Annotated in this window: 24 protein-coding genes; 11 read left to right on the top strand and 13 right to left on the bottom strand. The window is 60.1% G+C overall.

The genetic code is table 11. The annotated features are described in order from the left end of the window. Window positions 1–30: 30 nt before the first annotated feature. Window positions 31–381 (bottom strand): DUF1330 domain-containing protein, encoded by a 351-nt coding sequence (locus Q0792_RS02580; RefSeq protein ID WP_298836115.1) that lies wholly within the window; start codon window positions 379–381, stop codon window positions 31–33. A gap of 235 nt (window positions 382–616) precedes the next feature. On the opposite strand from Q0792_RS02580, the gene Q0792_RS02575 reads away from it, so the two are divergent. Next, window positions 617–3,037 carry an FAD-dependent oxidoreductase gene (locus Q0792_RS02575; RefSeq protein WP_298836113.1) on the top strand — a complete coding sequence of 807 codons (2,421 nt, stop codon included), beginning with the start codon at window positions 617–619 and terminating at the stop codon, window positions 3,035–3,037. 75 nt (window positions 3,038–3,112) lie between these two features. Here Q0792_RS02575 and Q0792_RS02570 read toward each other — a convergent pair whose 3' ends face one another. After that, complete coding sequence (locus Q0792_RS02570) at window positions 3,113–3,790, bottom strand: VPLPA-CTERM sorting domain-containing protein (protein ID WP_298836111.1); 678 nt, start codon at window positions 3,788–3,790, stop codon at window positions 3,113–3,115. Between the two features lie 659 nt (window positions 3,791–4,449). After that, window positions 4,450–5,757: an HlyC/CorC family transporter gene (locus Q0792_RS02565; protein WP_298836109.1), complete on the bottom strand. Its 1,308-nt coding sequence runs from the start codon at window positions 5,755–5,757 to the stop codon at window positions 4,450–4,452. A gap of 76 nt (window positions 5,758–5,833) precedes the next feature. On the opposite strand from Q0792_RS02565, the gene Q0792_RS02560 reads away from it, so the two are divergent. Next, complete coding sequence (locus Q0792_RS02560; RefSeq protein ID WP_298836105.1) at window positions 5,834–6,649, top strand: metallophosphoesterase family protein; 816 nt, start codon at window positions 5,834–5,836, stop codon at window positions 6,647–6,649. Here the strand turns inward: Q0792_RS02560 and Q0792_RS02555 are convergent. The 3 genes from Q0792_RS02555 to Q0792_RS02545 are packed head-to-tail and all read right to left on the bottom strand — an operon-like array spanning window position 6,586 to window position 9,210. After that, window positions 6,586–7,554 carry a site-specific tyrosine recombinase XerD gene (locus Q0792_RS02555; protein WP_298836104.1) on the bottom strand — a complete coding sequence of 323 codons (969 nt, stop codon included), beginning with the start codon at window positions 7,552–7,554 and terminating at the stop codon, window positions 6,586–6,588. The genes Q0792_RS02560 and Q0792_RS02555 overlap by 64 nt on opposite strands. Further along, window positions 7,551–9,071, bottom strand: a complete 1,521-nt coding sequence (locus Q0792_RS02550) for a hypothetical protein (RefSeq protein ID WP_298836102.1) — start codon at window positions 9,069–9,071, stop codon at window positions 7,551–7,553. Before Q0792_RS02550 ends, Q0792_RS02555 begins: the two co-directional genes overlap by 4 nt. Then, a complete protein-coding gene (locus Q0792_RS02545) occupies window positions 9,061–9,210 on the bottom strand; it encodes a hypothetical protein (protein ID WP_298836100.1) in 150 nt (49 codons plus the stop codon). Before Q0792_RS02545 ends, Q0792_RS02550 begins: the two co-directional genes overlap by 11 nt. Before the next feature lie 85 nt (window positions 9,211–9,295). Between Q0792_RS02545 and Q0792_RS02540 the strand changes: the two genes are divergently transcribed. Both Q0792_RS02540 and aroB read left to right on the top strand, forming a co-directional pair. After that, window positions 9,296–9,889 carry a shikimate kinase gene (locus Q0792_RS02540; RefSeq protein ID WP_298836098.1) on the top strand — a complete coding sequence of 198 codons (594 nt, stop codon included), beginning with the start codon at window positions 9,296–9,298 and terminating at the stop codon, window positions 9,887–9,889. Next, window positions 9,882–10,991 carry a 3-dehydroquinate synthase gene (aroB, locus tag Q0792_RS02535; RefSeq protein ID WP_298836096.1) on the top strand — a complete coding sequence of 370 codons (1,110 nt, stop codon included), beginning with the start codon at window positions 9,882–9,884 and terminating at the stop codon, window positions 10,989–10,991. The genes Q0792_RS02540 and aroB overlap by 8 nt, the downstream gene beginning before the upstream one ends. Before the next feature lie 6 nt (window positions 10,992–10,997). On the opposite strand, the gene Q0792_RS02530 is transcribed toward aroB, so the two are convergent. Both Q0792_RS02530 and ssb read right to left on the bottom strand, forming a co-directional pair. Next, a complete protein-coding gene (locus Q0792_RS02530; protein ID WP_298836094.1) occupies window positions 10,998–11,435 on the bottom strand; it encodes a GNAT family N-acetyltransferase in 438 nt (145 codons plus the stop codon). Continuing rightward, window positions 11,435–11,941 (bottom strand): single-stranded DNA-binding protein, encoded by a 507-nt coding sequence (gene ssb / locus Q0792_RS02525; RefSeq protein WP_298836092.1) that lies wholly within the window; start codon window positions 11,939–11,941, stop codon window positions 11,435–11,437. The genes Q0792_RS02530 and ssb overlap by 1 nt, the downstream gene beginning before the upstream one ends. Before the next feature lie 219 nt (window positions 11,942–12,160). On the opposite strand from ssb, the gene Q0792_RS02520 reads away from it, so the two are divergent. Together Q0792_RS02520 and Q0792_RS02515 are read left to right on the top strand one after the other, a co-directional pair. Further along, entirely contained in the window at window positions 12,161–12,751 is a 591-nt protein-coding gene (locus Q0792_RS02520; RefSeq protein ID WP_298836090.1) for a lytic transglycosylase domain-containing protein, read from the top strand. 116 nt (window positions 12,752–12,867) lie between these two features. Further along, window positions 12,868–13,281, top strand: coding sequence for a hypothetical protein (locus Q0792_RS02515; RefSeq protein ID WP_298836088.1), 414 nt, complete (start codon window positions 12,868–12,870; stop codon window positions 13,279–13,281). 71 nt (window positions 13,282–13,352) lie between these two features. On the opposite strand, the gene Q0792_RS02510 is transcribed toward Q0792_RS02515, so the two are convergent. The 5 genes from Q0792_RS02510 to miaA all read right to left on the bottom strand — a co-directional run bounded on the left by Q0792_RS02510 (window position 13,353) and on the right by miaA (window position 19,812). Beyond that, window positions 13,353–15,446, bottom strand: coding sequence for an ABC transporter ATP-binding protein (locus Q0792_RS02510; RefSeq protein ID WP_298836086.1), 2,094 nt, complete (start codon window positions 15,444–15,446; stop codon window positions 13,353–13,355). A gap of 82 nt (window positions 15,447–15,528) precedes the next feature. After that, a complete protein-coding gene (locus tag Q0792_RS02505; RefSeq protein ID WP_298836084.1) occupies window positions 15,529–16,746 on the bottom strand; it encodes an ABC transporter permease in 1,218 nt (405 codons plus the stop codon). Window positions 16,747–16,758: 12 nt separating this feature from the next. Next, the gene (locus Q0792_RS02500; protein ID WP_298836082.1) at window positions 16,759–17,808 is read right to left on the bottom strand and encodes an ABC transporter permease; all 1,050 of its coding nucleotides are present in this window, start codon (window positions 17,806–17,808) and stop codon (window positions 16,759–16,761) included. Window positions 17,809–18,016: 208 nt separating this feature from the next. After that, complete coding sequence (locus Q0792_RS02495; protein ID WP_298836080.1) at window positions 18,017–18,823, bottom strand: AraC family transcriptional regulator; 807 nt, start codon at window positions 18,821–18,823, stop codon at window positions 18,017–18,019. A gap of 89 nt (window positions 18,824–18,912) precedes the next feature. After that, window positions 18,913–19,812 carry a tRNA (adenosine(37)-N6)-dimethylallyltransferase MiaA gene (miaA, locus tag Q0792_RS02490; protein ID WP_298836079.1) on the bottom strand — a complete coding sequence of 300 codons (900 nt, stop codon included), beginning with the start codon at window positions 19,810–19,812 and terminating at the stop codon, window positions 18,913–18,915. 90 nt (window positions 19,813–19,902) lie between these two features. Here miaA and pyrH point away from each other — a divergent pair, with 90 nt between their 5' ends. The 5 genes from pyrH (at window position 19,903) to dxr (ending at window position 24,612) form a co-directional block, all read left to right on the top strand. After that, a complete protein-coding gene (gene pyrH, locus Q0792_RS02485; protein ID WP_298836077.1) occupies window positions 19,903–20,631 on the top strand; it encodes a UMP kinase in 729 nt (242 codons plus the stop codon). A 554-nt stretch (window positions 20,632–21,185) separates the two neighbouring features. Continuing rightward, window positions 21,186–21,749, top strand: coding sequence for a ribosome recycling factor (gene frr / locus Q0792_RS02480; protein WP_298836075.1), 564 nt, complete (start codon window positions 21,186–21,188; stop codon window positions 21,747–21,749). 149 nt (window positions 21,750–21,898) lie between these two features. Next, complete coding sequence (gene uppS / locus Q0792_RS02475; protein WP_298836073.1) at window positions 21,899–22,639, top strand: polyprenyl diphosphate synthase; 741 nt, start codon at window positions 21,899–21,901, stop codon at window positions 22,637–22,639. Between the two features lie 7 nt (window positions 22,640–22,646). After that, window positions 22,647–23,435: a phosphatidate cytidylyltransferase gene (locus Q0792_RS02470; protein WP_298836071.1), complete on the top strand. Its 789-nt coding sequence runs from the start codon at window positions 22,647–22,649 to the stop codon at window positions 23,433–23,435. Window positions 23,436–23,439: 4 nt separating this feature from the next. Then, entirely contained in the window at window positions 23,440–24,612 is a 1,173-nt protein-coding gene (dxr, locus tag Q0792_RS02465; protein ID WP_298836069.1) for a 1-deoxy-D-xylulose-5-phosphate reductoisomerase, read from the top strand. Window positions 24,613–24,614 lie beyond the last annotated feature (2 nt).

The raw sequence follows: 24,614 nt of genomic DNA, 5'->3' as shown, positions 1-24,614 counted from the left end.
ATCCGTTAAGTTTCACACCGCTGTACGAGGTCAGGCTGTGTCCTCGCCTGCTGCAACACTGTTTGCGCCAGCTGCTTCGGGGACGTCTGCGGATTCGATAATGCTGATCTGATAAAACGGAAAGGCGCGGTCCCGGTTTTCCCGCACGGCCTGATATTCAGGGCTCTGGAAAACGGCGTCCACGGCTGCGCGGTCGGGGTAATCGACGACCAGTACGGATTTTGCATCCTGTTTTCCAACCACCACATCGTTGATGGCAAACCGCTGGCGGATGACGGCGCCCACGCTTTTGAGAAGTGGCTGCGTCGCGCGCATGTAGATACCAAGGTCCTCCACAGCATCTTCGTTGATGCTGACCAGAGCCATAACCGTGACGGGCATTAAGCGGTTTCCCCTGTTTCGATGCGCGTTTTTACGCGTTTTGCTGCGTTCAGTGTAACATATCCGCGTTATTGTTGCACGGCGAAATCGATTGCCTGCTCAGGTTGCGTCTAACCGCAACGCTGTGCCAGCGGATGCCTTGTACGCCCACGACCAAAAATGTCGCCAACGCGCAATCCGGGGGCGAGCAGGCGGGTCAGTATGAGCGCGAGGACCCGCAGAACAGGAAAGTATCATGCGCACACATGCCCAGGCCGTCGTCATCGGAGGCGGTGTCATCGGCTGCTCGATCCTTTACCACCTGACGAAACTGGGATGGACCGATGTGGTTCTTCTGGAGCGGGACGAGCTGACCAGCGGCTCCACATGGCACGCCGCGGCGAACATTCACGGCCTGCACGACAGCACCAACATCAGCCGCATCCAGCACTATACAATGAACCTGTATAACAGCCTTGAGGCCGAGACCGGCCAGTCCTGCGGCGTGTTTCAGCCCGGCTCGCTCTATCTTGCACAGACCGAAGCGCGCGAGCATCAGCTGCGGCTGCAGGCCGCCAAAGCGAAACTCTACGGCATGAACTTCCACGAAGTCAGCCGCAACGAAGCCGAGCGGCTGCATCCGCTGGTGGATTTTGACGGAATTCGCTGCATCATGTGGGAGCCTGACGGTGGCAATGTGGACCCGTCGGGGGTGACCAACGCCTATGCCAGCGGTGCGCGGCAGAACGGCGCCGAGATCATCCGGTTCTGTCCTGTGACCGCTACGGAACAGCAGGCGGATGGCACCTGGATCGTTCGAACACCCAACGGTGACATTGCAACGGAATGGGTGGTCAATGCGGCCGGCCTCTGGGGGCGCGAAGTTGCAGCGCTTGCGGGACTGGAACTGCCCCTGCAGCCGACAGAGCATCAATACTTTGTCACTGAAACCATTGCCGAAATCGACGCCCTTGACCGGCGCTTGCCATCCGTCGCGGACCGGGATGGTGAGTATTATCTGCGCCAGGAGGGCAAGGGCCTGCTGGTGGGGGCTTATGAAAAGGACCTGCGGTTCTGGGCAGAAGACGGCACGCCCCAGGGGTTCGGGCACGAGCTTTTCGCGGATGATCTGGAACGGATCGAAGACAACATGATGCGCGCGATTGAACGCGTTCCGGCGGTGGGCGAGGCGGGGATCAAACGCGTGATCAATGGTCCGATGATCTGGTCACCGGATTCCAATGTACTGTTTGGCCCGGCACCCGAACTCAGTAACTATTTCTGCTGCAACGGCATTATTCCCGGTTTCTCGCAGTCGGGCGGCATGGGGCTGCTGGCAGCAGACTGGATTGTCACCGGTGAGACACGGTATGACATGTTCGCCTGGGACGTGGCGCGTTTCGGAGAATGGGCGGACAAAAAGTTCACCAAAGCACGGGTGGGCGACCAGTACGCCAACCGCTTCAAAATTCACTTCCCGAATGAAGAACGCGCAGCAGGACGCCCCATGCGCAAGCGGTCTGCCTATGACATGCAGAAGGAAATGGGTGCTGTGTTCGGGCTGAACTATGGCTGGGAGCACCCTTTGTGGTACGCTGATACGCCCGGGACAACCGATACCGACGGTTTTACCCGCCAGAACTGGTGGGAACCGGTCGGGCGTGAATGCAGAATGCTGCGGGAAAACGCCGGGATCATCGATATCTCCAACTTTGCCAAATACGTCTGCAGGGGGCCGGGGGCCGAAGCCTGGCTGAACAGCGTTTTTGCCAACAACATGCCAAAGTCTGTGGGAAGGTCCTGCCTGACACCACTCATCGGAAAACGCGGCGGCATTGCCGGGGATTTCACCGTAACCCGGCTGGCAGAGGACGAATTCTGGGTGATCGGCTCGGGCATGGCCGAGCGGTACCACAAGCGTTTCTTCAGGCAGGTGCCGCTGCCGGACGGCACAGTCTTTGAAAGCAGAACAGAGGCATTCTGTGGGTTCAATGTGGCCGGTCCAAAGTCGCGCGACATGCTGCAACGGCTCACCAATACGCCGCTGGCGACCAAAGATTTTCCATTTATGCGGTCGTCCTGGGTTGAGCTCAGCGGTATCCGCGTGCTGGCCCTGAGGGTGAGTTTCACAGGCGATCTGGGCTGGGAGCTGCATTGTGCGGCGGACGATCAGGCGCGCCTGCTGGAGGTTTTGCTGGCCGCTGGCCGGGATTTCGGCGCAGGGCCTGTCGGCAGCCGCGCGCTGATGTCCCTGCGCGTTGAAAAGGGGTATGGCTCGTGGTCGCGCGAATACAGCCCGGAATACTGGCCACAGGAAGTCGGTTTGGACCGCCTTTGCAAGATGGACAAGAGTTTTCTCAACAGGGATGCGGTCAGTGAAACTCTTGCACAGAAGCCCCGGGAACATCTGGTGATACTGGCCCTCGATGCAGAGGCCACCGATGCATCAAACGCGGATGCGACCGGTGGAGAGCCCATTTTCAAAGACGGGCAGGGGGTCGGGCGGGTCACGTCGGGGGCTTATGGCTATTCCGTCGGGATGAGCCTTGCGATGGGTTACGTGTCAGGCGCTCAGGCGGGTGATCGTGTCGAGGTTATGGTTCTGGGACAGCCGCACGGGGCCACAATCCTGGATGAGCCGCCGTTTGATCCCGCCGGGACCAGGCTGCGCAGCTGACCGGGAGGCCAGTGGCGCAAAGAGAAAGGGCCCCGCTTTTCAGCGAGGCCCTTCACATTCAGAAACCTGATAAGATCAGGCTGCTTTCTTGCGACGACGCAGCGCGCCGAGACCACCAATGCCCGCGAGCAGCAGCAGACCAGCGGCAGGTACAGGTACCTGGTTGGTATTGATGTTGTCGATGCCCCAGCCGATGTTACGGGTGTGACCGTTGGTGGTACCAACGATGGACACTTCGTCAAACAGACCAGCATAGGAGATGGTTGCGATTTCGCCGTCACCGTCTACGTCCGAAGCGTCAACAACCACGGAACCCTGAAGGATGCCATCGAGCAGGAACTCGAACGTGAACACTTCGTCATTGTCTGTCGGGTCTACGCCAACGCCGCCGAAGTCCTGGCCGGGCTCGTCACCGTCGATGTCAGCGATATCAAAGCTGATAAAGTCGAGTGTGTGTGCACCGAATGTCAGGTTCATGTTCGTGTCGCCGTCGAAATCGCCTGTCAGGAAGATCTCACCGAAGTCACCACCGACCGGCATGTCGTCCGGAACGAAACCGCTTGTTGGCTCGCCAACAACGACCAGCTGCATGTTCTCGGTGGACGAGAAATCAATGATGCCGTTGGAGAACATTGTGCCGACGCTCAGCGGGTCGGAACTCAGTGGTGCCTCATCTTCAAAGTCGACTGTGGCCGCAAAGCCCGTCGTCGCAGTCAGTGCAAACGCACATGTAAGTATACTTAGCTTATTCATCAAAAGCCTCCTGGTGGAAAGAGGCACCTTAAAAAGGCACCGTTAAAGTCGATAACAAAGTATTAACACAAAAATGCCATGTCCACAGGTATTAACGTCATTCCGCACTGCAGAAATTCGCAGTTAAGGACAGTAGCTCTGAAAGCTTCTACTGGTGGTTGAAGTCTGTAAAGGGGCAATTTTCGTCAAAACCCCTGATTTTCAACGGTTTGAGCGAATTTCCGCCGGTTTTCGCTGGTATGGACCGCTCCCGTCCCTGCTATTTTCGGGGGAAAATAAAATTTCGGACGGTTTAACAGGTGATTAAAAAAGGACCTCTGATTGGAAACAAATGATTAATAAACGCAGTATAATGCCCGTTATTGTTGATGAAATGGGGATAATGAGGCGGGTGACCCAACGTCGCGCTGCGTTTGCGAATCATCCTGACGGACAGGAAAACGGGATTTAAGGCAGGAACAAGGCACTTACGGACAGGTTTTCCGGCCCAGGCATATCACTGCCGATACAACCTCTGCGAGAACATTTTGCGCGCGGTTTTCTGCGCAATGACCGTCAGTATTCACCGTGCGATGCTTCTCTTCCGATGCTCGCCAGGATGATCTGAACAGCTTTGCTGCAGCGCCGCAAAAGACCGTCTGATGGCATCACAGCGCCGCTCAGAGTGGCCGGATCTTAAGCTCTGTAATCCGGTTGCCGTCGCGTGCGCGCACCTCGAAACGGAACCCGTGGAAAGAAAACACCTGGCCCACGGTGGGGATCATCTGCGCCTCGTGAATGACCAGCCCCGCGACAGTGTTGGCTTCCTCGTCCGGAAGGTTCCAGTCGGTCGCGCGGTTCAGGTCGCGTATCGTCATGGCACCGTCAACGACATACTGCCCGTCTTCGGAACGCTGCACTGGATGCTCCGCCTGTGGGTCGAATTCGTCGGTGATCTCGCCAACAATCTCTTCGAGAATGTCCTCGAGTGTGATCAGGCCCTGCAGGGATCCGTATTCATCCACAACCAGAGCAAAATGCGTTCTGCGGCGCAGGAACTGCCGCATCTGTTCATCGAGCGTCGAGGTTTCAGGCACGAAATAGGGTTTCATCGCCACATCTGACAAACGGAAGCCGCGCAGTTTTGCGGCGTCGCCGTCCGGGCCGCCAATGATCTTGTACATGGCGCGCAACAGGTCCTTGGCGTGGATCACGCCGATAATATTCTCCTGGTCATCCTGAAAGACGGGCAGGCGGGTATGGCTGGACTGAAGACACTGTTCAAGAATGTCCTCGGGCGCATCGGCTGCATTGATCATCTCGATCCCGGAGCGGTGCAGCATGATCTCTTCAACGGCGCGTTCGTTGAGATCCAGCGCACCAAGAATGCGGTCACGATGCTCTTTTTCGACAACGCCCTCCTGATGCGCCATGGCAAGCGCGCCCTCGATTTCCGCGTGCACATCAAGAATGTTGCTGTCGGGGTCGATCTTGACCCCGAAGAGGCGCAGCACGCCCCGCACCAGCAGCCGGACCACAGCCACAATCGGTGAGAATACCCGCACCACCAGGCTGATCGGATAGGATACAAAACTGGCCGCTTTTTCCGAATTGGTGATTGCGTAGGTCTTGGGCAGAACCTCTGCAAAGATCAGAACAAGAAGCGTCATGACAAAGGTCGCAACGGCGACACCGCTGTCGCCGAACGCGCGGGTAAAGATATAGGTGGCAAGTGACGTCGCCAGAATGTTCACAAGGTTGTTGCCGAGCAGGACTGACCCGATCAGACGCTCGTTGTCCTCTGTGATCTGCAGGGCCCGTGCCGCCCCGCGTGATCCCTTGTCGGCCTGTGCCCGCAGTTTGCCGCGGGAGGCTGCCGTGAGGGCAGTCTCTGAACCGGAAAAGAAGCCGGAGAGCACCAGCAGCGTAAGGATTATTCCGGAGATGATCCAGAAAGCTGCATCAAGCGTTGCGGGGACAGAGTCCATTTGGGATGATACCTTTGAAAATTATGCTCTTTGGTTATGGGGGCGCTACCGGCTGCAATCAAGAGAGGAGCCTGCGATGCTGCAGGATTTGGGCACACTGGATGGGGCTGTGCTGGTTTTTGGCGGGCCCTATTCCAATATTGACGCACTGCAGGCGCTGATGTCGGAGGCAGAGGCGGCCGGGATCGGGTCCGGGCACATGGTCTGTACGGGCGATACGGTGGCCTATTGTGCCGCGCCGCGTGAAAGCGTGGCGCTGTTGCGGGACAAAAACATCTGCGTTGTAGCGGGCAATTGCGAAAAACAGCTGGCAGCAGGGGCGGACACATGCGGATGTGGATTTGACGCAGGCTCTGCCTGTGATCTGCTCAGCGGTTCCTGGTACAGTTTTGCAGCATCTCAGATCAGCGTGTCCGACAGAGACTGGATGCGCAACTGCCCGGATATTGCGGTTTTCCGGCACCAGGGCGCGCGGTACGCCGTTATCCATGGCGGTGTGACGGACATCGCGCGGTTTATATGGCACGACAGTGATGAAACGGTGTTTGCAGACGAGTGGGCCGCGCTGGAAGACATCACCGGGCCTGTGGATCATGTGATTGCCGGGCATTGTGGTATCCCGTTCATCCGCACTGTGAGCCACGGTCGCTGGATCAACGCAGGTGTGATCGGCATGCCGCCGCATGATGGCCGTCAGCAGACACGCTATGCTGTCATCGACGGTGGCGAAGTGCTGTTTCACCATCTCAGCTATGATACAGAGACTGCAGCTGCCCGGATGGAGGATGCCGGACTTGTCCAGGGCTACCACAGCGCGCTGCGCAGCGGTTACTGGCCGTCCGAGGATGTTTTGCCGTCGTCGCTGCGGCTGCCGTCTTTCGCCAGAGGGTGACGGGTCAGGACCAGCTCCTGCAGACGCGCTTCCAGCACATGTGTGTAAATCTCTGTCGTCGCGACGTCCGCGTGGCCCAGCAACGTCTGAATGGATCGCAGATCAGCGCCGTTGGCCAGCAGATGTGTGGCAAATGCATGTCGCAGGGTATGTGGCGTGACTTTGGCGGGGCTGACACCGCCTTCGACCGCGAGCTCTTTGATCAGCGCATAAAAACGGTGCCGCGTCAGATGTCCGGATTTACCGCGCGAGGCGAAAAGAAACTTTGACGGGGGCAGGCCCTTATCGCGCCGTGCCTGGTCATCCCGGTCACGGATTTCCAGCCAGTCCGTCAGTGCGGCACGTGCCGGCGGGGACAAAGGCACGAGGCGTTCCTTGCCCCCTTTGCCGGAAATCAGCAGCATTCTCGGGTCGCCGCGCGTCGCGCTGACGGGCAGGCTGACCAGTTCCGAGACCCGCATGCCGGTCGCATAGAGTAATTCCATCAGGCAGACATTGCGCAGCCGGTCGGTGCCGGCGCGTCCGGCCGTGCGGGCTGCATTCAGCAGGCGGTCGACCTCATCCTCAGTCAGGGTTTTCGGCAGGCGTTTGTCCCGCCCGGGCCCCGCAACCTGAAGCGCGGGATTATCTGCGCGCCAGCCTTCCTCGAAGGCAAAGCGGTAAAGCTGTCTGATGGCGGACAGACGGCGCGCTCTGGTCGCCCGCGACAGCCCCTCGGCATCACACCGGATCAGATAGGCCTCCACGTCATTGCGCGTGGCCCCTGCGAAATCCTGAGACTGCTGTTCAAGCCAGGTGTCAAAGGCCTGAAGATCGCGCCCATAGGCAAGCAGCGTGTTATGCGCGGCGCCCAGTTCAGCGCTCTGGGCCTCAAGAAAGGCGGGGATCCATGCTGCGCGGCTCACGGGTTGTACCTGTCCAGCAACAGCACCTGCAGCGCTGCCCGCCGCGCTGTCGTTTCAAATCCGAGACCGCGCAGTGTTTCCAGCGCCTGTTGGAGTGCTACAGGATCGCCGGCCGCGCCGTCCTCGAGGGTGGCCAGTGTGGTCAGGATGGTCTGACCGAGTTGTTGCCGGTCTGATTTGTCCGGACGCGGCGTGCCGGAAAAGGCAGCAGCAATTGCTGCATCCCGCGCGGTTCCTGCGGCCAGAGGCAGCGGCGTTCTTCTGGCGATGGCCGTGGCCAGATCACCGGGCAGCGCCGGCGCGTCCTCAAAGCCCGGGGACAGCAGGCGCATACGCTGCGCGATTGCCGCGGGTTGGCCGGTCAGCGCCACGCGGTCCAGGTCATCGGTAAAAAGTGTTGCGAACGGCACCTCCAGGCGCGCGCTTTGCATGGCCTGCCAGGCCAGGGGCAGGGCGCTTGCTGTTTCCGCGACGGAGGGGCGCTGCAGCGCGGCCTCCAGTTTCTGAACTGCCGATGCTCTGTCCCAGACGCCGCCCGATGCTGCAGGTCGGCGCGCAGTATACAGCCCCAGAAGCTGATTGTCCGGCAGGCTGCCGGCACGGGACAGACGTTCGGCCGCTTCCAGCTGCGCTTTCCATCCCGCGAGATCGCGCAGGTCTGCAACCGCATACTCGCGGGGCAGGAACCTGGTGGGCAACGGCTCCCCGATTGCTTCATGCAGGCGGAACAGCAGCGGGGTGATCTGCGCCGGAGGGGCCAGCGCCGGGTCGCCTTCGAAAAGGTCAGGGTCAAGAAAGCGCGCTAGCAGGTTGACCTGTGACGGTGCGATGGCTCCAAGCGCGTTGCCTGCATCATACAGGACAGCAGCGGTCGCCCAGTCGCCGCCACGCAACGTGCAGAATATCCGGTGTCCGGCACTCGGCGCGAGATGCGGCCGGTCGGTCAGCAAGGCGCAGGCGGCGTCTTCATCACCCGTCAGGAGAGCCAGATCCATAAATGCCGCAAAATGATCTTTGTCGCGCACAGGACCGGACTGACTGATCAGCGCCAGGGCAGGCTCCAGCGCGCCACTGCGCCGCAGAACCCGGGCGCGGGCCAGAGTGAAGACATCCTCGGTCGCAGCATCATCGCCGGGTCCATAGGCCTCGGTTAGCACGGCACGGTACAACAAAGCCTGCGCGGCCGGCAGGCGCAGATCGGGCAGCCTTTCCAGCAGTGTGCTGAGGACATCCGGGTCACTGCCGGCCCAGAGGCCGGGCGGCAGACCTGTGACATCCGGCGGCACCAGTCCGATCTGCCGCTGAACCCGCTCGTTCAGGGGGGCTACGGTGACATCGGGTGGCAGCCGTTCGGGATTGGCGGCAGACGGCGCCAGCGGGACGGATGCAACGGGCTGTTGCTGAACCACAGGCTGGCTGTCGATCCAGTCAATGGCCGACAGCGGCTGATCCTGCGCGCCCGCAGGCTGCGCGAGAGACAGTGCCGCGACAATATATGGGGGAAACCTACTCAGCATCCAGCGTGACAGGTACCCGGACTTCTGACTGGGGCGCGCCAAAGTCAGCCCCGAAGAACGGGCCGACATAGGCGTATCCTGTAAGCCCCAGAAATCCGAGGATCAGAAGATAGATCAGAAGTTTGAACAAACGTCCCATTGTGCTGCCCTGTTTTTTGCCTGCCTGCGCTTTTTAAGCAACTTATATATGGCCTTTTCAGCAATATCACGTCATTCAGACGATTATGAGCGATTTTCAGCAATCCCTGGCCGATACCTCCGGAACGCACCGTTTTGTGCTGAAAAAGACGATTGTCATGGTTGGTATGATGGGGGCCGGAAAGACTGCGGTAGGCCGCACACTGGCGGCTTTGCTCGACGTGCCCTTTCTCGATTCGGATCACGAGATTGAACAGGCAGCGAATATGACCGTTCCGGAAATCTTCGCCCGTGACGGTGAGGCCTTTTTCCGGGCGCGGGAAACAGAGGTGATCCAGCGGCTCCTGCAGGGCGCGCCCTGCGTCCTGTCCACCGGCGGCGGTGCCTATCTGTCCGGGGTCAACCGCGCCAAGATTTCCCAACATGGTGTTGCGGTCTGGCTGGACGCGGATATTGACCTGCTCTGGAACCGGGTCAGACACCGCGATACCCGGCCATTGCTGCGCACCGAAAACCCCCGCGCCACGCTCGAGGCGCTGTTTGAAGCGCGGGTGCCGGACTACAGCCGTGCCGATGTGCGCGTGCCCTGTGCGCCCCCGGTGTCACTCGAAGCGATGGCGCAGCGCGTCGCGGATGTGCTGGTAACACGGCCTGATGTCCTGGAGCGCTGCAATGCCTGAAATCGTTCATGTCAGTCTGCCGGGCCGGGCATATGATGTGCGGATCGGGCCTGGCCTCATTGCGGATGCAGGCAGACATATCGCGCCATTTCTCCGACGCCCGAAAGTGGCTGTTATCAGCGATAAAACAGTCGCAGGCCTGCATCTGCAGGCGCTGAAGGACGGTCTGGCAACGGCTGGTATCGAGGCCACAGAACTCCTGCTGCCCGCGGGAGAGGCGACCAAATCCTGGGGCCCGCTGGAACAATCCGTTGAATGGCTGCTGGATCAGAAAATCGAGCGGGGCGACATCGTTGTTGCCTTTGGCGGCGGTGTAATCGGTGATCTCGTTGGTTTTGCAGCGGCTGTTCTGCGCCGGGGCGTGCGGTTTGTGCAGATCCCGACATCTCTGCTGGCTCAGGTTGACAGCTCGGTTGGTGGCAAGACCGGCATCAACGCCCCACAGGGCAAGAATCTGATCGGCGCGTTCCACCAGCCCACGCTGGTACTGGCAGATACGGCCGTTCTGGGCACGCTCACGGCACGGGATTTTCTGGCCGGTTACGGTGAGGTCGTGAAATACGGGTTGCTCGGCGACGCTGATTTCTTTGAATGGCTGGAAGTGAATGGTCCGGCGCTGGCTGCCGGCGACATGGAGGCGCGCGTCGAGGCTGTCCGCCGGTCGGTGCAGATGAAGGCCGATATTGTCGAACGCGATGAGACCGAACAGGGGGATCGCGCGCTGCTGAACCTGGGTCATACGTTCGGTCATGCGCTTGAAGCGGCGACCGGATATTCTGACCGGCTGCTGCATGGCGAGGGTGTGGCGATCGGCTGTGCCCTGGCCTACGAGCTCTCCGCCCGTATGGGCCTTTGCAGCCAGGAAAGCCCGAGCCGTGTCAGGGCGCATCTGAAAGCGATGCGCATGAAGACCGACCTGAGCGATATCCCGGGCGATCTGCCGGATGCAGCGACCCTGCTGGGTCTGATGGGACAGGACAAAAAGGTCGTGCAGGGGCAGCTGCGGTTTATCCTGACACGCGGCATCGGAGAGGCTTTTGTCACCGGCGATGTTCCGGGCGATGCGGTTCTGTCCGTGCTCGAAGATGCGCTGCGGACCTGACATTACTCAGGTGCGGCGGATCACCATCGCGTGCTTGTCCTCTGACGAAAACCCGACGCTTTCGTAAAATCCGCGCGCCCCGCGTTTCTGTCCGGTCATCAGCATCACCTTATAGGCATCTGCGGCCCAGGCGGCCCCGATTGCAGCAGACATCACCGCGCGCCCGAATCCGAGCCGCTGGTGGTTGCGGTGCGTCACCACGTTCTCGATCAGCCCATAGGGTCGTGCGTTCCAGGTCACATTCGGCAGCAGGTGCAGGGTTACCATGGCCACTGCGGCACCTTCATGGAACGCGCCGAATACGGTTGTGCCCGGGTGCTTCAGGACCTGTAGAAAGGCCGCCGCGTTGTCCGCCGGCGGCCCGAATGTAAGGTCTGTATAAAGTGCCAGCGCCGCGTCGGTGTCCGCAGGTGTGAGCGCGCGGACAGAACACGCGGGCAGCATCAGAACGGGATTTCGTCGTCCAGATCCCGTGACGGTGCCGGGCTGGAGCTTCCGCCCCCGCCACTGCTGCCACCGTAGCTGTCGCCGCCACGGTCATCATAGCCCATCTGGCCACCTCCGCCGCCGCCGAAGTTGCCGCCACCACCGCCGCCATCGCGGCCGTCCAGCATGGTCAGTTCGGATTTATAGGGGCGCAGCACGACCTCGGTCGAGTAACGGTCCTGGCCGGACTGGTCCTGCCATTTGCGGGTTTCCAGCTGACCCTCGATGTAGACCTTGGAGCCTTTGCGCAGATACTGCTCGGCCACCCGGGCCAGTGGTTCAGAGAAAATCGCGACAGAGTGCCACTCGGTGCGTTCCTTGCGCTCGCCGGTGTTGCGGTCTTTCCATGTCTCGGAGGTCGCGATGCGCAGGTTGCAGACCTTGCCGCCGTTCTGAAAGGTGCGCACTTCGGGGTCACGCCCCAGATTGCCGATGAGAATAACCTTGTTTACTGAGCCGGCCATCATGCCCCCCTCTGATACGGTGTGTGCCGCCGGCCCGGTGCCCGCCCAGTGGCGAATCCGCTCCGGCAGAATTTGAGTAAAACTATACTGACCCGCGATGGTTTGAAACCGGTTAACCGCGCCGGGCAATGGCTTTACCACCATACCGGGCAAGGCTGGTGTCGGTCGTCGTTTTGGCTATAGTGGCGCGGAGGATGTCCGCGGAGGGGGCTTTGCAACATGGCAGTAAGGATCGGTATTGCCGGCGCTCTGGTGCTGGTCATCATCAGCACTGCGGCTGTGTCCGAGACGGTCTCCTCGAAAAACCGGACCAAACTTTTCCGCTCACAGACCAGCGTTCTCGATAACCGGGCTGCCAGTCAGTACAACAATTCAGTGCGCCTGAAGCCGCCGTCTGTTTATACGCCCAGCATCTGGGGCGACGGCAGCTACACCGGTAAATATGACGGTCCGTTTCTTGATATGGCCCGTCGTGCGGCACGCAAACACCGGATTCCCGAGGACCTGTTCCTGCGTCTCGTACAACAGGAATCCGGCTGGAACGCGCGTGCGAAATCACACAAAGGTGCCCTCGGCCTGGCACAGCTGATGCCCGCTACGGCACGTGCGCTGGGGGTCGACCCGCTCGATCCCGAAGAGAACCTTGAAGGCGGCGCGCGCTATCTGGCGAAACAGTACCGCGAGTTCCGCTCATGGCCGCTGGCGCTGGCGGCGTATAACGCGGGTCCGGGCGCGGTGAAAAAGCATGGTGGTATCCCGCCTTACCGGGAAACCCGGAACTACGTGCGGATCATCACAGGCCGTCAGTAGACACACCTCCGTCACAGCAAAATCAGGAAACTTTCACAGCAGGTCCCGATCCGGGCCACAGTGCTGCCTTGATCGCCGTTCATCCAGAGAGGGTAAGTGACGAGGGAGCCGTCGATATGGCAAATGATGTTTTCTATGCACGCCTTGAGCGTATCCAGCAGTCGCAGCAGCAGGCCATGCCGACCCGCTCTGTTCCGATCCGCCAGATGAGCGCCACCATGCCCGGCGCATCACCTGCAGGAATGATCAGCCAGCGTCAGCATCCGGTCTTTGCCCACCTCAAGGCTCTGTTTATCGGGACCGTCCTGGGGGTCATTGCTGCGATCGCTCTTATTGGTCTGTCTTGGGAAGGGTCACCCTGGGCTGCAGGCACCGGATATCACGACTATGTTTTCTGGCCGGCGATGGCCGGTCTCGCGATGGGCGGTGTGCTCATCCTGATCTCGCTTGTGGTGGCCTCGCGACGCCCGGCATTTGCGTTATTCTCGCTGGGCTATCTCAGCGGTCTGATCATCTCGCTGATCGTCTGAACCAGTCTGTTCTGTCAGTACAAAAGGCCCGTGCATCGCTGCCCGGGCCTTTGCTGTTGTCTGCACCGGCCTTATTCGGCCGCGACATCTCCCACCTCGATCACAGGCTCCATCCGGGCCAGTATATCGTCGCTGAGGTGACATTTGACCTGGTGATCGCCCTCCAGCCGGCGCACCGGCGGTACTTCTTTTTCGCAAAGTCCCCCCGGCACTTCGGATTTCCACCGGCACCGGGTCTGGAACGGGCAGCCCGGAGGCGGGTTCATCGCTGACGGAATATCCCCCTCGAGCACAATGTGCTTTTTCTTGACGCTGGTGTCGGCAATCGGCACGGCCGAAAGCAACGCTTCGGTATAGGGGTGATAGGGCGGCGCAAACACCTGATCGGTGGTACCCAGTTCGACAACATGGCCCAGATACATCACCATCACCCGGTCGCTGAGATAACGTACGATGCTGAGGTCGTGGCTGATGAACAACAGCGTGGTCTTGTGTTCGCGCTGGATCTCCATCAGCAGATCGGTCACTGCCGCCTGAACCGAGACGTCGAGCGCCGAGACAGGCTCGTCCGCCACCACGATCCTGGCGTCACCGGCAAAGGCGCGCGCAATCCCCACCCGCTGTTTCTGCCCGCCTGAGAGCTGCCGCGGCATGCGGGTGGCAAACTCGCGAGGCAGCTTGACAAGATCGAGCAGCTTCAGCATCCGCTGCTGGCGGTCTTTCTCATTTTCGCCGATGCCGAAAATTTCGAGCGCCCGGATGATCTGGCGCCCGACGGACATCGACGGGTTGAGCGTGTCAAAGGGGTTCTGAAACACCATCTGCACCTCAGAGACAGTTTTGGTGTCACGCTCCTCGATGGGCGTGTTTCCGATGGAGCGGTTGTCCAGCAGGATCTCGCCCTCGGTCGCCGTCTCCAGGCCCATCAGCACCTTGGCGAACGTCGATTTGCCACAGCCGGATTCGCCCACAATGGCGAGCGTCTCGGATTCGCGCGCCTCAAAACTCAGTGTTTCATTGGCTTTGACAACCTTTCTGTCGCCGCCGCCGAAGATCGCATTTGCGGTGACTTCATAGTATTTCTTGAGGTTGTCCATTTTAAGAACGACATCACCGATCTCGCCCTTGGTTTTGACGTCGGCCAGTTCCAGCGGCGCATCCCAGTCAATTTCGTTGAACTTCAGACAGCGCGTGGCGTGCCGGTCATTGCCCGGGACAGTATCCATCTGAATAACGCCCTGGTCGCATCTCCCGGCTTCGAAATAGTCGCAACGCGGCCCGAAGTTGCAGCCATTGGGACGTTCATGGGGCAGGGGAAAGTTCCCCGGGATTGCCACCAGCGGCCGCGCGTTCTTGTCAGCCCCCGGCAGCGGGATCGACCGGAAAAGCGCCTGCGTATAGGGGTGCTGCATCTTGTCGAACACATCCTCGATAGAGCCACGCTCCACCGCCTCACCGGAATACATCACGCAGATGCGGTCGCAGGTTTCCAGAACCAGGCCGAGGTTGTGGGAGATAAAGAGCATCGACGTGCCGTACTTTTTGCCCAGGTCCTTGACGAGTTCGACGACGGCGGCCTCGACCGTTACATCGAGCGCTGTGGTAGGCTCATCGAGAATGAGCAGCGAGGGCTCTGACATCAGCGCCATCGCGATCACGATGCGCTGTTGCTGACCCCCGGAGAGCTGATGCGGAAAGGAGTTCAGCATCCGCCTGGGGTCAGGCAGCTTTACGTCTGTCACCACCTGCAGCGCGCGCTGATAGGCATCCTTTTCGTTCATGCCCTGGTGGATCATGGGCACTTCCATCAGCTGTTTGCCGATCTTCATTGCCGGGTTCAGCGAAGCCATGGGTTCCTGATAGATCATCGCGATCTCAGAGCCGCGGATGTCCCGCAGTTCCTCGTCGCTCATCGCACCAAGGTCACGCCCCTTGAACTTGATCGAGCCGCCGACGACGCGCCCGTTCTTGCCCAGATCCTGCATCACGCCCAGTGCCACGGTGGATTTCCCGCATCCGGACTCGCCGACCAGGCCTACAGCCTCGCCCGGCTGAACCGTGACCGAAAAATCCATGACGGCAGGAATTTCCCGCAGCCGCGTGAAAAACGAAATCGACAGTTTGTCGATCTCCAGAATGGGACCATCATAATTGGTCTTTGCCATGTCGTTCTCCTTTTGGAGCGGGCCGTCGTCTGGCCCGGAATATCCCGGGGGTCAGGGGGGCAGCGCCCCCCTCAACCTCTCATCAGTCGCGCAGGCTTTCCTCGCGCAGGCCATCGGCCAGCAGGTTCAGACCGAGCACCAGCGTCAGAAGTGCCAGAGCGGGTGCGATCGCCGCATGCGGATAAAGCGCCAGCAGACGCCGCCCTGCGTTGATCGTGCTGCCCCAGTCCGGGCTTTCCGATTCCAGCCCCAGGCCAAAGAAGCCCAGCGTGCCCAGCAGGATCGTCGTGTAGCCGATCCGCAGGCAGAAATCGACGATCAGTGGCCCGCGCGCGTTGGGCAGGATTTCCCAGAGCATGATGTACCAGGGCCCTTCACCTCGGGTCTGGGCCGCCGCCACATAGTCGCGGGTTTTGATATCCATGGCGAGGCCCCGCACGATCCGGAAGACCGTCGGCGAGTTCACAAAAACCACCGAGACAAAGACCACCAGAATGCCCGGATCAATGTCAAAGAGGTCTAGGAACGGCGGCAGGCCCGGAATGGCGTATGTTGGTGTGGCAACCACACTGCCGTCGGTCGAGACAAGCGACAGATAGAGCCACCCGAGGCCACCCAGTACACCGATCAGCAGCGGCGTACGGACCTTGGGCTGCGTGTAGTACCGCGAGTTCAGCAGGATACACATAAAGATCAGCGGGAATACAAAGAGGAACAGCGCCATATAGTTCGGAATACCTGTCAGCACGATTTCCGGCGTCACCAGCAGGTAAAACAGCAGGATGACCGGGAAGGCGAGGATCAGGTTCGCCAGGAATGACAGCGTCGTGTCAAGGCGGCCGCCGTAATAGCCGGCGGGCAGGCCCAGGGTGATCCCAACCATAAAGGCAAAAAGCGTCGCAATCGGTGCGATCTGCACCACCACCCAGGCACCCTTGATCAGGCGGCTGAAAACATCGCGGGCCAGGTTATCACCGCCCAGCAGGAACCAGGCGTATTCGCCTTCCTCAACCCCGCGCATCGGTGTGCCCGGCGGTTTGTTTTTCATCCCCGAGACCTGGCTCAGAGGATCATGGGTGACCAGCATATCGAGCGGGCCGCCGTAAACGCCGACAAAGACCCAGAACATCACCAGCGCAAAACCGATCATGCCGATCGTGCTGTCAAAAAGCTTGCCATAGAGGCCCAGCCGGCGCTTGTAGGTCAGCGAGAGGGTGAAAAGGACAATCAGCGAGATCCAGACCGGTCCAAGCTGAAGGAACATGCGGGCAAGGATGCTGCCCCAGGAAAGTTCTTCCATGACAGATCTCCCTTATGCGATGCGGATGCGTGGATTGAGGTAGACATAACCGATATCCGATATCAGTTGTGTCACCAGAACCACGGCGACCGAGACAACCGAGACCGCCAGCAGCAGTTCGATGTCGTTGTTTCCTGCCGCCTGTACGAGCAGCCAGCCAAAGCCCTTGTAGTTAAAGAGCGTCTCGACAATCACGACCCCGTTCAGCAGCCAGGGGAACTGGAGCATGATCACGGTGAAGGGGGCGATAAGGGCATTGCGCAGGGCGTGTTTCAGAACGATGTCTGAGAATTTCACGCCCTTGAGGCGCGCCGTCCGGATGTACTGGGCGGTCATGACCTCGGTCATTGAGGCCCGCGTCATCCGCGCGATATAGCCCATGCCGTAAAGCGCGATGGTGACCACCGGCAGGGTAAAGTTCTCGAAGGTGGCGTTTTCCATGGCAGAGGTCGCAGACCCCTTGAACCATTTCAGGCCAAAGGCCGACGAGGCGAAGACCGCAATAAAAATGACGCCCGAAACGTATTCGGGCGTGGCAGTCGAGGCAATTGAGAAGGTTGAGAGCGACCGGTCCGTCACCGATCCCTCGCGCATGCCGGCCAGCACCCCGATGATCAGCGCCATGGGCACCATCACCAGCATCACGGCAAACATCAGCTTGCCCGTCAGACCCAGCCGGGTGGCCACGATACCGCCGACGTCATCCTTGAATACGGTTGAAAACCCCCAGTCGCCCTGGATCACACCGCAAAAGGTGCTGCGCTCTTCCTCCGGCGTGCCGGCCGCAAAACACCGGCCCGAGATTTCGCCGCTTTCCGGGTCTTCGAACTCCCATCCGGGCAGGACACCAAGCCACTGGCCGAATTTCACCGGCATCGGCTGCAGATAGCCGTTCTTGTCGAGAAAGCTCGCAACAGCTTCGTCTGACATGCGGAAGTTGCCCTGTGTTTTGGCCAGTTTCTCAAGGTTTGGATAGAGATTGGTGAGCCAGAACACGATGAACGTCAGGCAGAGTGCCGTCAGTATCATCACGCCCAGACGTCTGAGTATGAATAGTCCCATGGATGCCCCTGTTGTCAGGCTGTAGCGCGCTGATGCGCGTCAGTTATCGGGGATCGTGCGCCCCCGGTTTTGATTTATGACCCTATGAGGCATGATCACGGTGACCCCGTCAACGCAGACAAACGCCATCCGGTGTAATATTTGCGACATCCAGGGGTCGCATTCCGGCTTTTTCTGTCAGCGTTGCTGCGAAGTGCCGTATCTGGTGTCAGGCAAGCTCGGGGGCCTGAGCACCCGCGCGGCGCAATGCGGTGGGCGTGGCCTGGGTGTGGTGCTGAATAAACCGTGTGAAATAGGCGGCACTGCCAAACCCGAGATGGCGGGCGATATCCTGTGCCGGTGCGCGCGTACCGGTCAGCAGACTGCGAGCCTCATAAAGGACACGCTCCGTCAGAAGATCAGCCGCGGTCCGTCCCGTTGCAGCTTTGCACGCCCGGGTCAGATGCGTCGGCGTCACGCCCAGCGCCGCGGCATGATCGGCCATCGTCATGGTTTCCCGGAAATGTGCCGTGATACGTCCGCAATAGGCAGCACAGAGTCTGGCCGCAGCATTGCGTTTTTCCGGCATGTGTTCTTCCAGCGCCATCTGTCGCTGCAGCCAGACAGAAATCAGCGCGCCATGGGCTTCCATCGCCTGCGCGGTCAATGGCCGGGCGGCTGCCTGTTCCCGGGTTGCAGCCTCCATCAGCACCGTCAGCTCCGACATCGCGCTGACTTCGCGGATACGCAGCAGTCGCGGCATCTGGGGAAACAGAACCTGACAGCCTTCCGGGATAATCACGGCCTGACCCACGCCCTGACGCCCCATATCCAGCGAAAAAAGGTGATCGGCTGGCACCACAATCGCGTTGTGTGTGCCGACCCCCCGGCGCTGTCCGTTCAGCAACAGCCGTCCCTGACCACGCGTAACCCAGATCAGAAACTGTTCGCGGCGGTCATGGGCCAGTGTCAGGCGCCAGTCACTGTTGCCGGCAAGTTGCGACAGGGGCACAATTCTGAGATCTGTTTCCGGCATTCAACCAGTCCGCGAATAATCATTTTTCATCATGCCAGTGGAGGCTGCAGGCCGGATTCTGCAAGGCATATGTAAAATTTGTGAAAGTTTCAGCGGTTCTCCGCTGGTCGGAACTGCCACCAGGTCTTCATTTTCGAGCGGAACCATGTGCGCTGACGTTTTGCAAACTGACGTGTTGCGACCACGGCCGCCCCGCGTGCCTCATCCAGGGTCTTTTCGCCCCGCAGATGTGCGATCAGTTCCGGCGCGCCGATTGCGCGATGTGCCGGCAGCGAAGGATCGAAGTGTGGCAGGACAGTGCGGGCCTCCTCCAGCGCGCCTGCGTCCAGCATCATATCGAAGCGCTGCGCAATCCGCGGCGTCAGCCAGTCTTTCGGTGCATCAAAGACGATGCAGCGGGCTGTGTCCTCGGGGATGAGTGCAGGACCGGTGTCATCCTGCCAGGCCGCCAGACCCCGGCCCGTTGCGGTCTGGACTTCCCATGCGCGCTGTACCCGCATCCTGTTGGCTGTATCGAGACGGTGCCGTGTCTGCACATCTATGTCTTTCAACAGGTCATCGGCAGACATGCCGTCAGCACGGGTCCGTATTTCCGGCGGCGTTGCCGGGATATCGGCCAGACCGCGGGTCAGTGCGCTGAAATAGAGGCCCGTGCCGCCGACAATGATCAGCCGCTGATCCTGTGCCAGCAGGTTGCGCACCTCGCGCAGCCAGTGTCCTGCCGAATAGGTCTCCGTTGCGGAGATATGACCGTAAAGCGCATGGGGAGCGGAGGCTTCTTCCTCCTCAGAAGGGCGCGCTGTGAGCACACGCCAGCAGTCATAGACCTGGCTTGCATCGGCATTGACGATGATGCCACCACAGCGTGCGGCAGCTTCCAGCGCCAGAGCCGATTTTCCCGAGGCAGTCGGCCCGGCGATCAGCACAGGCATGTTCGCAGGAAGCCCGTCCAGCACCTCGTCAACAGAATGGATCGGGGCATTCGCCATTTTTTGCCTCAGCCCGTGCGGGGCGCATTGAAGTTGCCAGCGTTTTCGGACATTTTGCGCCGCAGTTAAACCCCTGTCAGGAGCACCGACATGACCCAGTCCGAACCACAGACCAAGTTCAGCAGGGTGATGCTCAAGATATCGGGAGAAGCGCTCATGGGCGATCAGGGCTTTGGCCTGAACCCGCCCACCGTGGAACGGATCGCAAGAGAGGTGCAGTCGGTTCACGAGATGGGCGTCGAAATCTGCATGGTTATCGGCGGCGGCAATATCTTCCGTGGCCTCCAGGGATCCGCGCAGGGGATGGAGCGGACCACGGCCGATTATATGGGCATGCTGGCGACCGTGATGAATGCGCTGGCAATGCAGTCGGCGCTCGAGGGGCTGGGCATACACACGCGGGTTATTTCCGCCATCACAATGAACGAGGTGGCAGAGCCGTATATCCGCCGCCGCGCTGTGCGTCACCTCGAAAAGAAGCGTGTCTGTATTTTTGCCGCAGGAACCGGAAACCCGTATTTCACTACGGACACAGCGGCCACACTGCGCGCGAATGAAATGTCCTGCGAGGCGATTTTCAAAGGCACCAAGGTCGACGGTGTCTATGACAAGGACCCGGCCAAACACGCCGATGCCACGCGTTACGATACAGTGTCCTATGACGATGTGCTCGCCCGGCGTCTTGGCGTTATGGATGCATCGGCCATCGCGCTTGCCCGCGACAACAACCTGCCGATCATTGTCTTTTCGCTTGATGAACCCGGTGGCTTCCGTGGCATTCTGGCGGGTGAGGGGACCTATACACGCGTGCAGGGCTGAGCAGTCTGTGGCCCGTCGGTTTTACGCTGAAACCTCCTTGCCGAGAGTTTTGCTGACGTCCGGAGACACGACATAACCTGCGGATGTGCATTCCCGGCGAACCGCTGCTGGTCCGGGAAAACGCCTCCCGGAAAGGCCGGCGGTTCAGGGCGTGCATCCTGCTGCCGTAATCCTTTTATGCTCACCTGGCGCACAATCATTCGCACGCGGGATGTGCGGCAATATACTGTTGTCCGGGTGCCGGGTGTAACGGATCGCTCCGGAGTTTCTGATTTGCAGCATGCGGTGCCAGGATGTGTCCGGACGGTGCTGATGGCTGCTCATCGGGTCGCTGAGGCGCGCAGGCCTCCGGGCGGTTTGCTCTGGCTGCGGTGACGACCGGGATCTTTGCACTGTGCCTCGCGGCTTTCCATACGCCCTGCGCCGGCCTCGGCCGCCGTTCCGGATTCTTGCGCAGTTGTTCTGGCCTTTCCCGGTGATCCCGCTTTATAAGCGTCTGGGAAAAGTTCGCGGTGCCGGTTGGCACTGCTGAAAACTGCGGCAGGAAGAATACCATGTCAGACGATTTTATGCTGGATACCGATGACCTTGAGCGGCGGATGGACGGCGCCATGTCAGCGCTGAAAACCGAGTTTGCCTCACTGCGTACCGGACGCGCCTCGGCGTCGATGCTGGAGCCGGTGATGGTCGACGCCTATGGGCAGCGTACGCCGATCAACCAGGTCGGCACGGTCAACGTACCCGAACCGCGGATGGTAACCATAAACGTGTGGGACAAGGGCCTCGTGGGCAAGGTTGAAAAAGCCATCCGTGAAAGTGGCCTGGGGATCAATCCGCAGCTGAACGGCACAATTATCATGCTGCCGATTCCGGAGCTGAACGAAGAACGCCGCCGTGAACTGACAAAGGTGGCCGGGCAATACGCCGAGAACGCCCGTGTGTCCGTGCGCAATATCCGCCGCGATGGCATGGACCAGATCAAAAAGGCCAAGGGCGACGGCATGTCAGAAGACGACCAGAAGCTCTGGGAAGGTGAGGTTCAGGAGATTACCGACCGCTTTATCAAAGCCGTCGACAGCCTGCTGGAATCCAAACAGGGCGAGATCATGCAGGTCTGACACTGCGGGTTTCGCGGGCCTGTGGCTGTATCGGATAGGGTATTGTCCCGAGCGGTTATGCTATAAATTCTTGCGAAATCTGCCTGTTTGCCGCACAAAGAAGCAGAGTAACCCGCGCCCGTGCGCAGGACAGGCAAGGAGCACACAGTATGGCGTTGCAACGCCAGCCTCAGGCGGCCCGCGTTCCGGGATGTCCCAACCACGTGGCAATTATTATGGACGGCAACGGCCGCTGGGCGACCCAGCGCGGCCGGCCGCGCCTGTTCGGTCACCATGCCGGCGCGAGGCGTGTGCGCGAGATCGTTGAAGCCTGTCCGCATATCGGTGTCGAATACCTGACGATCTTTGCCTTCTCGACAGAGAACTGGAAACGCACCCAGGTCGAGGTGGCGGGCCTCATGAGCCTTTTCCGCCGCTATATTATCAAGGAAACCAAAGCGTTGCGGGCTAATGGTGTACGTGTGCGCTTTATCGGGGACCGGGACCGGCTGGATGACAAGCTGATCGTTCTGATGAACGAGCTCGAACAGGCTACAGAACACAACAGCCTTGTGAATCTGACCATTGCGATCAATTACGGTGGTCGCGACGAGGTCACACGGGCGACCCGCCGTCTGGCGCAGGATGTGGCCGATGGCCGCCTGAAACCGGAAAACGTCGACGAAGAAACGCTGCCACGTTATCTTGATACCTGCGTGCTGCCGGACCCGGATCTGGTGATCCGCACCAGCGGCGAAGCACGGATTTCAAACTTTCTGCTGTGGCAGTCTGCCTATTCCGAATATGAGTTCATCGATACACTCTGGCCCGACTTTACCCGCGACGAATTTGAGAGCCTTTGCCAGGCCTATGGTGGCCGTGATCGCCGCTATGGTGGCGTAAAGGCCTGATGGCATCGTGACGGCATCACCCGATAAATGGTCTGACCTGGCGCAGCGGATGGGATCCGGTGCCGCGATGGTTGTGGGCGGTATGCTGGGTGTCTGGGCCGGCGGGCATGTTTTCCATGTCATGGTGGCCTGCATCTGTGGACTGATGATCTGGGAGCTGGTGCGCATGCTGCACCCCTCCGAGCCCGGCGTCGCGGTTCAGATGGGCGCCCTGTCGGGTGCTGCGACGCTTCTGGCAATCTATCTGCCGCTGGGGTTTGCCCTGCCGGTGTTGCTGGCACCTGCGCTCGTGGGCTTTGGCCAGCTGAGCGCGTTCAGGACAATATTCATGATCTTTACCGTCATGGTCATGCTCGCAGGTTTCGGCATGATGTCGGTACGCGATGATATGGGCTTTGTCTGGATGCTCTGGCTGGTGCTTGTGGTCGTTGCAACGGATGTCGTGGGCTATTTCGCCGGCCGTTTTATTGGCGGGCCGAAATTCTGGCCAAAAGTCAGTCCGAAAAAGACATGGGCGGGCACAGGTGCCGGGTGGATCGGTGCGGCGATTGTAGGGGCGGTCTTTATGTCTCAGACCGGCGCCGGTGTGCAGCTCATCGGTGTCTCGGTTGCGATTTCCATGGCCAGCCAGATGGGCGATATCGCTGAAAGCGCGATCAAGCGGCGGGTCGGTGTCAAGGACAGCTCTTCGCTGATCCCGGGGCACGGCGGGTTGCTGGACCGGTTCGACGGGATGCTGGGTGCGTCGGTTTTCCTGCTGATCATCGGGTCGTTCATTGGCCCGGCGGCGGGCTGACCCTGTGCGTCGTGTCAGCATATTCGGTGCGACAGGTTCCATCGGGCAGAATACCATCGATCTGATTGCGCGCGCGCCACAGGACTATCAGGTTGTGGCGCTGACCGGTGCGGGGAACATCAGTCAGCTGGCGGAAGATGCACGCCGGCTGAAAGCAGAAATTGCAGTAACTGCGCACGAGGGCCGTCTCGAAAATCTGCGCGCGGCACTGGATGGCTCCGGTGTTGCAGTGGCTGCCGGCACCGCGGCAATTGCAGAAGCCGCCACGCGACCGGCGGACTGGGTGATGTCGGCTATCGTCGGTGCGGCGGGTCTTGCACCTGGGATCGCTGCGTTAGAGCAGGGGGCAACCCTCGCGCTTGCCAACAAGGAATCGCTTGTCTGTGCCGGGGCACTGATGCTGGCGACCGCGCGCACACATAAGGCGCGCATTCTGCCTGTTGACAGTGAACATTCCGCTGTTTTTCAGGCACTGGTCGGCGAGGATATGGATGCCATAGAGCGCATTATCATTACTGCGTCGGGTGGTGCCTTCCGCGACTGGCCGGTCGAAAAACTCGCCACAGCCACCCTGAAGGAAGCGTCCTCGCATCCTAACTGGGATATGGGGCAGCGGATCACCATCGATTCCGCATCCATGTTTAACAAAGCCATGGAGCTTATTGAAACCAAAGAGTTCTTTGGGGTAAAGCCTGCGCAGATCGAGGCAGTGATACACCCCGAATCCATGATCCATGCGCTCGTTGGGTTCCGTGACGGCGCATTGATGGCTCATGTCGGACCGCCCGATATGCGACACGCCATCGGCTATGCGCTGCACTGGCCCGACCGTCGCCATCTGCCTGTGGAACGCCTTGATCTGGCGGCCATCGGACAGCTGAGTTTCCGTGCGCCCTGTGAGACCCGCTGGCCGGCGTTGCGGCTGGCGCGCGAAGTCATGGAAGCCGGCGGTCTGTCGGGGGCTGTTTTCAACGCGGCCAAGGAAACGGCGCTTGATGCCTTTATCGCGGGCGAGATCGGTTTTACCCAGATGTCAGAGGTGGTTGAGGCGGTGCTGGACACGCTCTCGGCGGCTCCGGGACATATTGATGCCAAGATGACCCTTGATAACGTCGCCAAAACGGACCATCTGGCACGAGAGGCGGCCAGATCGGTCATAAACAGAAGAGCAGGTTAACC

The organism is uncultured Roseobacter sp., assembly GCF_947495025.1.
Taxonomy (GTDB): domain Bacteria; phylum Pseudomonadota; class Alphaproteobacteria; order Rhodobacterales; family Rhodobacteraceae; genus Roseobacter.
This window is presented reverse-complemented; position numbering and strand designations above follow the sequence as displayed.